We start from the raw sequence: 9,205 nt of genomic DNA, 5'->3' as shown, positions 1-9,205 counted from the left end.
AGTTTGAGACGGATGAATACTGTGCGACGGAACAACACCTCCGGTGCCCCCTTTATCAAGATTATCTTCTAAGCGCCGTAAGCCTGTTCTTGAAGCCGAAGACCGTTTCGGATGTGAAACTCATAAAGATCAAATAGGAATTGGGTTCTTTCCAAGGTCTCCAGACGGTCAGGTCATTACAAATTAACTTCCGGGTAATAGGGTCGTCATAAACCGTTCATCTGCATGCTTTAAGCTTTCGTTCAACGAAGGATAAGAAAGGGGGTGATACGGGTGGCAGACAAAAACAAGACAGGGAAAAAAGTCAATTCCAGTCTGATGAAGGCGATTCTGCGGGAAGTGGCTCGGGCCGTGGGGTGACGGCCCGCCACGGCGCCCATTTAGAGCAAGCCTTCCAAAGGGACGATGGCTTCCCTCCAATTTCGCCCCTCATCAATAAAGGATTCAAGCTGGCTTGACCGGAATGTTCCGTTCCAATTAAACCCGTTGTGGCAATCATAATGCTGAGAACACTCCTCACAACCGTCTTATCCGCGTTCAAAAGGGGCTCTTCGTCCTGAAAACTCGGTCACCGCATACCGGAAATCGGGTGTCGAGACCTTATCCCCAACCCCTTCACTCGGTCCTTTTCTCTATAAAAACCGGACCAGGATTTTCATTTCCATTTGGTATGGTTATTGCAAAAATTAGTGAGGTTGAAATTGAACATGCGATTCCGCTATTAAGGAGCGGGAAGGGGCTTCCGAGTGTAAAAGCCCCGAGGTTTGAGGTACCGCCAGGGAATTATAAATTTAAAGGGGGGGATGATGTTGACGAAAAGAGCCTTTCGTGGACGGTTAATTGCGATTGGGATCGCGGTGATCACGGTGGCGGTGACTTCGACATGGGAGCGTTTTGCCTCGTCCGAAACCAATCCCGCGGATTCCGTCAACAAGACCGTTGAACGGAAGGTTTCTGTTCAGGTGATCAAGCCGATCGTCCGGGACCTGGACATCAAGCTTAAATATCCGGTCAACATTCAAGCGATCTACCAGGCCAACATCCTTCCGACAGAGGTCAGCGGGTACCTGACCGAGATCAATGTCGACAAAGGGGATTACGTGCGGAAAGGTCAGCTTCTGGCCACCATCGACCCCTCGGAGGAGAACGAGAAGGTGAAGCAGGCGGAAGAAGCGGTCCGTCAGGCCGAGGCCGCCCAAAAAAACGCGGATCTGACCCTCCAGCGCTACCTGGAAATGCGCCGGCAGGATTTCGTTTCTCAGCAGGACGTGGACAACGCCGAGTTGGCTTTTGAAGTGGCTCAGACGAATCTTGAAAAGTCCAAATCCGATCTTCAGGGGAGAAAAGTCCATCTCCAATACACCCAATTAACCGCCCCTTTCTCGGGTTATGTTACGATGCGCTACTTGGATCCCGGCGCCATGGTCGCGCCGGCGAGCGCGCCCCCGATCCTCACCTTGATGAAGATCGACACGGTTCGGATTCAGGTTAACGTGGCCGAGCAGGACACCCATTACATCCGTTCCCACCTCAAGGCCGAGTTCACCGTTGACGCTTTCCCGAGCCTCGTTTTCCATGGAGAGGTGACGCGATTTGCCCATGCGGTGGATCCGCTCTCCCGGACTCTTCTGGTCGAGATCGACATCCCCAACCCCGATCTCAAGCTCAAGCCGGGGATGTACGGTCGGCTCGACCTGATTGTTGACCGGCACCCGAAGAGCATCATTCTGCCGGCCGAGGCGGTCCTCGTTCAGGAAAGCGGCGCCTCGGTCTTCACGGTCGTGGATGGCGTGGTCAAACGGATTCCCGTCACGCTGGGATACGACGGCGGCGATTTTCTGGAGGTGGCCGGAGGCTTGACCGGTCAAGAGACGATCATCCTCTCCGGACAGGATGAGGTCACGAACGGAACCCCGGTCGAAGCAACCCGGGTCGCCCCTCCACTGGATGCGGCTTCCTCCCAACCCCCTTCCCCGGAGAGTTCTTACTCCACCGCTTTGCTGCCTTAAACATCGATCAATCGAATAAAGGTGAGGCATGTTCTTAACCCAGGGGTCGCTTAAAAATCCGGTTGCCATTTTCTTCCTTTCCGTCGCGATCGTCCTGCTCGGCTCCATTTCATTGGACGAGCTTCCGATCGACCTCTTTCCCAACATCAGTGTTCCGGTCATCATGGTGGGCACCCTCTATCCGGGCGCCAATCCTTCCGACGTGGAGCGCGCGGTGAGCTACATCATCGAGCGCGCGGTCAGCGGGGTCAGCAACCTTGATTATGTCTCCTCCACCAACAAGCAGGGACTCTCGATCGTCCGGGTCTGGTTTAAGTGGGGGGCCGACATCAACGCGGCCGAACTGGAAGTCTCCCAGATGGTCGGGTCCGTTATGAAAAATCTTCCCCAGGGGATCTTTCCGCCGTTCATCGTCAAGTTCGACATCTCCAACATTCCGGTCTGTTCGATCACGTTGAACGGGGAGGGTTACGACGAAAAGTACCTGTACGATCTGGCCTTCAACACGATCGAGCCGCAGATCGAATCCCTTCCCGGAGTGTCCGCCGCCAGCGTGAAGGGCGGGAAGATCCGGGAGATCGACGTGGAGCTCGACCCCAACCTGATGCGGGAGCGGGGAATTTCAGTGCTGGATGTGGAGAAGGCGGTCCAGGTGGGCGACCTCATCTTCCAATCGGGCGACATCAAAGTGGGTCGACTGGATTACAACGTCTTCACCAACAGCCAGATCCCGTTTGTCCGTCAAATCCGGGACGTGGTCGTCAAGGTGGCCAACAACACCCCGATCCGGATCAAGGATGTGGGAGACGTGGTCGACGGTCACCAGATTCAGCTGAACGTCTCCCGGGTGAACGGACGTCGCGGCGTATACCTCGATGTCTACCGTCAGCCGGGAACGAACACCGTCCAGGTCGTCGACGAGATCAAAGAGGCGATTCACCACCTGAACAACGTCCCGCCCAGTATCAAGCTGGATGTGACCTTCGACACCTCGATCTATATCCGAAAGGCCATTCAGAGTCTGAAGCATGAAGCTTTTCAAGGGTCGTTCCTGGCCCTGGCGATCATCTTCCTCTTTCTGGGAAGCGTCAAGGAGACCCTTTTTTCCGCGGTCTCGATCCCGCTCTCGATTTTCGTGGCGTTTATCTTTCTGTACATGACCGGTCAGACGCTCAACAGCTTTACCCTCGGAGGATTGACCCTGGCGATCGGACCGCTGATCGACAACGCGATCGTGGTCTTGGAAAGCATCCACCGCTACCGGGAACGCGGAGAAAGTCCGATGGAGGCGGCCCTGTCCGGGACACGCGAGGTCGGGCTGCCGGTGCTGTCGGCCACCATGACGTTTATGATCGTCTTTCTGCCGGTGGTGTTCATCCAGGGAGTGGCCCGTTACACCTTTATGCCCCTGGCCCTGACCGCTTCGGCCGCCATGGGGGCGTCTTATTTTATCTCGATGACCGTGATTCCCACCTTGGCCGGACGGTTTATGCGGCCGGAATCCCTCGAAGGGCAAGGTCACGGCGTTCTCAAGCGGATCACGCATTTTGTCCGAACGCTTTTGGATCGCATGGACGCGCGCTATGAATCCGGCGTTCGCTGGGCCGTGGCGCACCGCGTTCCCCTCATCGGCGGAGCCGTTCTTGTCTTTGTCCTTTCTCTGGGTCTGCTGAAGTTTATCGGGACGGAGTTCTTTCCCGAGGCGGATGAAGGGCAGTTCCGGATCATCGTCCGGGATCGGATCGGAACCCGCCTGGAAGAGACCGAGAAGACCGTTGCGCAAGTGGAAAAGATCGTTCAGGAAACCATCCCCAAAAACCAGATCGTGACCCTTCTCTCCAACATGGGTTCGCCCCGATCGGGACGATCGGCGTTCTACAGCACCAACACCGGTCCTCATTCCGGCTACGTTCAGGTTTATTTGGTTCAGCCGGACCAACGCGATAAAAGCGTCCTGCAATATGTCGATTTGTTGCGGCCCAAGCTTAATCGGGCCTTGCCCGGGGTTTTGATCTCGTTCGATACGGGCGGGGTGGTTAAGAAGATCCTGAACTTCGGCTACAACAATCCCATCGATGTGGAGCTGAGCGGATACAACCTGACGGACGCCGCCGAGACCGCGCGGCAGATCAGCGCCAAAATGAAGACCGTGCCCGGATTGTCCGATGTCATGATCAGCCGGGAGGAGCATTATCCCGAGTTCGACATCAATGTGGACCGGGAGAAGGCTTCCCTGCTCGGCATCACCGAGGGAGAGGTGGCCCATGCGGTGCTCTCCTCCATTTTCGGGGACCTCTCCGGCGCCCCGATTTATACCGACCCGACGACCGGGAACGAATACTACGTCGTGACCCGCCTGCAGAAGCCCTTTCGAGGCGGCATCGACGATCTGGAAAATAATATCTTTTTCATCAATCACGGCGAGCCGGTCTTTCTGAAGACCGTGGCCAATATCCAGAGGAATTCGGGGCCGGTTCAGATCGATCACCGGCGGCTGCAGCGGGTGATCGACCTGATGGCCAACCCGTCCGGCCGCGATCTCGGTTCGGTGGGGGCGGATCTTAAAAAAACGCTCGCGGGGATCCATCTGCCCGCCGGTTTCCGGCTGGCCTACCGGGGGCAGATGGAGGAACAGGAGAAAACCTTCAAGAGTCTCTTCTTTGCCATGGGGTTGGCGGTGCTTTTGATCTACATGGTCCTGGGATCGCAGTTCCGTTCCTTTATCCATCCCTTGATCGTGATGGCGGCCGTTCCCCTGGGGTTGACCGGTGTGTTCGTAACTCTTTTTCTGACCCGAACCACCATTTCAACCACGTCCCTGATGGGGGTGATCATGTTGGTCGGCATCGTGGTGAGCAACGGGGTGCTCTTGATCAACTATGCGAATTTCCTTCAACGGCAGGGCATGTCCCCTGCGGATGCGGTCATCCGTGCGGGGAGAGTCCGGCTTCGGCCGATTCTGATGACCGCTTTGGCCACGGTCTTCGGCCTCCTTCCCCTCGCGCTGGGGTTGGAGGTGGGCAGCGAGGCCAACGCTCCATTGGCCCGCGCCGTCGTGGGAGGTCTTCTGGTTTCCACGTTTCTGACCCTTTTTGTGGTCCCCGCGATCTACTCCCTTGTGGAGGAACGGCTGCGTCGGCGTTTCCACCCGCCGTCGGTCCAAAGCGCCGAGGGAGTCGACCCAACCATTTTGAAGGAAGGGGGGGATCAATGAGCCGTTTAACGGTTTTCGTTGCGCTTGCGATTCTGCTGCTGGCCTGCACCACGGCCCGGACCCAGGAGGCGTCAAAACTCACCCTGCAACAGGCCGTCGATGCGGCCCTTCAGAATCTGCCGGACGTCCAACAGGCCCAGGGTGCGGTTCGCGCCGCGGAGGCCCGCGTGGGGTTTGTGCATTCACTCTATTATCCGGATATCCATCTACTGGCCCAGGATCTGGAAGGGTCCAACGACAGCACCAAGTCGAGCTACCTCTCTCTGACGGGCATTCCGAGAACCGGAGGAACAACGGCGGAACCTTCCAATAATTTTCTGGGAGGGCTTGTCTTAAACGAGGTTCTGTATGATTTTGGACGAAGGTCCTGGACGCTCGAGGCGAGCGAGGCCCGGTCGCAGGCGGCGGGGTTGGGACTGGAGGCGACGCGCTTGGATGCGATCCTCGACGTCAAGCAAGCCTACTTTGCCGTTCTGGCCACCCAGCGCCTGATTGTTGTGAATCAGGCGGCGGTGAAGCGGCGGGGAAAAATCCTGGAGATGGTGCAAAAGGGGTACGAAATAGGACTGCGTCCCAAGATCGACGTCGTCACGGCCAAGACCAACCTGAGCGAAGCGCAAATCGCGTCGATCCGCGCCGTCGACGACCTGCAAAACGCGAAGGCCGGTCTCAACCACGCCATGGGGGTTGAAAACCCGGCTCCCTACGATCTGGAGGACATCCTCAACTACCAAGAGGTTGCGGGGACTCTGGAAGATTTTCTCGGCCGGGCTTATAAAGGGCGGCCCGATCTCAAGGAGGCGTTGCGTCAGGAGGAGGCCTCCAAGAAGGAGGTGGAGGCCGTCAAGAGCGATTACTTTCCCTACGTGACGGCCAGCGCCAGCGTCAACGCCTTGGGCTCCGACGCTCCGCTGACCACCAACTGGGACGCGGCCGTGATCCTCGACGTTCCGATCAACTGGTACCGGGTTCGTCACGAGGTGTCCGAGGCACGGGCCCGTCTGGAGCAGGAGGACGCACGGGTTCGCGCCGTCCGGCAGCGGGTGACGCTTGATGTCGAAGGGGCGTACAACGATATGGTCTCGGCCAAGGACGGCATCCCCGCGGCTCAGCAGAGCCTGGACGCGGCGAAGGAGCGGCTGGAAATCGCCGAAGGGCGCTACAAGGTCGGTCAAGGGAACATCATCGAATTGACGGATGCCCAGACTTTTCTGACCAACGCCGATGCGGAGTACGTCCGGGCCCTGTACGACTACAACCGGTCGACGACCCGGCTGGAGCGCGCGATCGGCGCGCCGCTGACGAGGTAAGAACGAGGAGGCGGGAGATGCGCCGAACGGATTCCATGCTGGGGGGCGAGAATTTCGACCGGATGACGGCGGCCGATTTCATGGAGACCGGTGTTTTCTACTATGCCGAAGATTCCCGGGTGGACCGGCTTGCGACCGCGATGACCCTGGGGAATTTCGGGAGCATTCCGATTGTCACGAAAGAGAAGCGGCTCGTAGGCATCGTAAGCGAGTTTGATCTGTTGAATGTCATGAGGAAGCGAAAAGAGTTAAGGGAGGTCACCGCGAAGGAGATCATGACGGGGGCGCCCGTTTCCGTGCATCCGGAGACCCGTGCCGACAAGATCATGGATCTGCTGCAGCGGAAGCACCTCATCCGCGTCCCGGTGGTGGATCAAGAAGGAAAGCTTGTGGGAATTGTAGCCCGCCGGGATATCCTCCGGGGTTATCTCAAATCCAAGGAATCCGTCCCCCCCTGGTGGTTTTGATCCTTTTTCTGTTTAGGCCGTTTTGTTCGTTGCGCCACGGGAGTTTCCCGCTTCCAACGGAAACCCTTCTTATACCGGCGCTTTGCCCCCCCTTTCAATTCCCCGCAACGGCAATTTCAACATCCGTCACCCCGTTCAAGTAGTCCAATCCCGCCGATCGTACCGGCGCTTCGGTGTCTGAGAATTTACATTCCCGTAACACGGCTTTCACCGGTTGTTCATTTGGATGCTATATGCTCCCACGAAAAATCAAACCGAAAGGAGCCGAGATGATAAAAGGAACGATCAAGGTCCCAAAGATCAAGCCCCATTGGATGAAGGCTATTCTTACGGAAGTCGCTCGAACCATCGTCTAGAGAGTCGGCCCGGGATCGATCAGCCGCAAGAACAACACGATTCTGAATTTAATCACACTTAACCAAAGGAGATTTCGTTCATGCAGAAAAGGATGATCTTTATTGTGAGTGCTCTTTTAATTCTCTTGGGGAGTCTTGCGCAGGCCCAGGAGAAGAAGCCGGATGAACCGACCACGGGAGAACTCGCGGCCGGCGCCGGTTTTGAAACGTTGCATTACAAGAACGTCAACATCACGCCCGGGGGCTTTTTTGAGGCGGCGACGCTCTTCCGCTCCGCCAACGAGAATGCCGATGTGGGAAGCACTTACAGGGATATTCCCCTGCAAAAGACGGCCGATGCCGCGATGCACGAATTCCGAATGACGGCACGGCAGTCCCGCGTCTCCCTCCTGGCCGAGACCGAAAACTCGGGGACGAAGGTGTCCGGCTATCTTGAAACCGACTTTTTGGGCGCGGCCCCGACGGCGAACGAGACCGAAAGCAACAGCTGGAATTTGCGGCTGCGGCAGGCATGGTCCAACTTTGATTTTCCGAGCGGTTTCTCGGTCACGATGGGTCAGGCCTGGAGCCTTTTGACCACCAACCGCAGCGGCTTGAAACCCCGGTCCGAGTTTCTTCCCATGACCATCGACGCGCAGTACGTCGTGGGTTACAATTGGGCGCGCCAGATGCAAGTGCGGCTTACGGAGAAATTCAGCGATGCGGTCATGGGGGCGGTTTCCCTGGAAAACCCGGAAACGAACATCGCCGGCGTGGTGCTTCCGGCCAATGTCCAGGGATTCAACAGCAGCGCGAACGCCGCATCCCCCAACTCCCTCACCAACGCCACGCTTTCGACCGATGGTTACCCAGACGCGGTGGGCAAAATGGTCTTTGAACCGGGCTGGGGGCATTATGAAGTCAAAGTGCTCGGGCGCGCTTTCAAGGACCGATTGAACGAGGAAAACCATGTGGCCTTCGGCAACGGGGTCGGGGCGGCCGCATTGCTTCCCCTTCTTTCCAACGTCACGCTGGTCGCCGAGGGCTTGTCCGGGGCCGGTATCGGACGCTATGGAGCGGCGGTGGGACCGGATGTCATGGCCAAGGCGGACGGAACGCTCAAACCGATCCGTGCGAACCAATTGTTGGCCGGTCTGGAATGGCATCCTACCACGGCATGGGACGTTTACGCATACTACGGTCTGGAGCATTATCAGCGGACGACGGACGGAGCCACTAAAATCGGATACGGGTCGGACTTGAACGACCTTACCGTGTGCCTCAAGGAGGTGGGTCCCACCACCGGCGGCGTGTGTCAGGCCAACCAGACCATCTACCAGGTCCAGCCCGGTTTCTGGTATCGGTTTTTCAAATCGAAAGAGGGAACCGCCGCGTGGGGCCTTTCCTATTCCTACACGCATCGGGAACTCTGGACGGGTGCCTCCGACTTGCAACCCAAAGCCGGGGAGCACATCGGGATGACGTCCTTCCGTTATTATCTGCCGTAAGGCGGGTGAATAACCTGTCCGGTCTAAAGGCCGGGCGGGAGTATGCGAATCTGCGAAGGAACAAAGACGAAGTTCATCAAACGATGGCAGGGACGTGTTAAAAGAAATTAACGTGGATTTAACGCGGGCGTAACATGCCCGAAACCTCAATACGATAAAAAGGGAGAGCGATCATGAAAACACTGGCACTAGCCGTCTTATTGTTGATCGGCCTGACGGTTCCGGCCTGGGCCGAACCCATGCTGATCAACGCCGCGGGGGCGACTTTTCCGTACCCCGTCTATTCCAAATGGTTCGACGAGTACGCCAAGATCCACCCGGACATTCACATCAATTACCAGTCCATCGGTTCCGGCGGCGGG

At 57.3% G+C, this 9,205-nt stretch carries 6 protein-coding genes; all 6 read left to right on the top strand.

Going from position 1 to position 9,205, the window contains the following annotated elements; translation table 11 throughout:
• The first annotated feature begins 806 nt into the window (after positions 1-806).
• Complete coding sequence (locus VLY20_12755; protein HUK57515.1) at positions 807-2,009, top strand: efflux RND transporter periplasmic adaptor subunit; 1,203 nt, start codon at positions 807-809, stop codon at positions 2,007-2,009.
• A gap of 28 nt (positions 2,010-2,037) precedes the next feature.
• Positions 2,038-5,223 (top strand): efflux RND transporter permease subunit, encoded by a 3,186-nt coding sequence (locus VLY20_12750; GenBank protein HUK57514.1) that lies wholly within the window; start codon positions 2,038-2,040, stop codon positions 5,221-5,223.
• Positions 5,220-6,533 carry a TolC family protein gene (locus VLY20_12745; GenBank protein HUK57513.1) on the top strand — a complete coding sequence of 438 codons (1,314 nt, stop codon included), beginning with the start codon at positions 5,220-5,222 and terminating at the stop codon, positions 6,531-6,533. The genes VLY20_12750 and VLY20_12745 overlap by 4 nt, the downstream gene beginning before the upstream one ends.
• 17 nt (positions 6,534-6,550) lie before the next feature.
• Complete coding sequence (locus VLY20_12740) at positions 6,551-7,000, top strand: CBS domain-containing protein (GenBank protein HUK57512.1); 450 nt, start codon at positions 6,551-6,553, stop codon at positions 6,998-7,000.
• 436 nt (positions 7,001-7,436) lie between these two features.
• Positions 7,437-8,843 carry a hypothetical protein gene (locus VLY20_12735; protein HUK57511.1) on the top strand — a complete coding sequence of 469 codons (1,407 nt, stop codon included), beginning with the start codon at positions 7,437-7,439 and terminating at the stop codon, positions 8,841-8,843.
• Positions 8,844-9,016: 173 nt separating this feature from the next.
• Positions 9,017-9,205: phosphate ABC transporter substrate-binding protein PstS (locus tag VLY20_12730; GenBank protein ID HUK57510.1), on the top strand; the 189-nt coding region annotated here is incomplete at its 3' end.

The organism is Nitrospiria bacterium (genome assembly GCA_035517655.1).
Lineage (GTDB): Bacteria > Nitrospirota > Nitrospiria > JACQBZ01 > JACQBZ01 > JACQBZ01.
Note: the sequence above shows the minus strand (reverse complement) of the source record. Positions and strands in the feature narration are given on the sequence as shown.

Bases quoted from the DNA above. Each gene is read 5' to 3' on its own strand.
- VLY20_12755 (HUK57515.1), top strand. From the start codon at position 807: ATGTTGACGAAAAGAGCCTTTCGTGGACGGTTAATTGCGATTGGGATC.
- VLY20_12750 (HUK57514.1), top strand. From the start codon at position 2,038: ATGTTCTTAACCCAGGGGTCGCTTAAAAATCCGGTTGCCATTTTCTTC.
- VLY20_12745 (HUK57513.1), top strand. From the start codon at position 5,220: ATGAGCCGTTTAACGGTTTTCGTTGCGCTTGCGATTCTGCTGCTGGCC.
- VLY20_12740 (HUK57512.1), top strand. From the start codon at position 6,551: ATGCGCCGAACGGATTCCATGCTGGGGGGCGAGAATTTCGACCGGATG.
- VLY20_12735 (HUK57511.1), top strand. From the start codon at position 7,437: ATGCAGAAAAGGATGATCTTTATTGTGAGTGCTCTTTTAATTCTCTTG.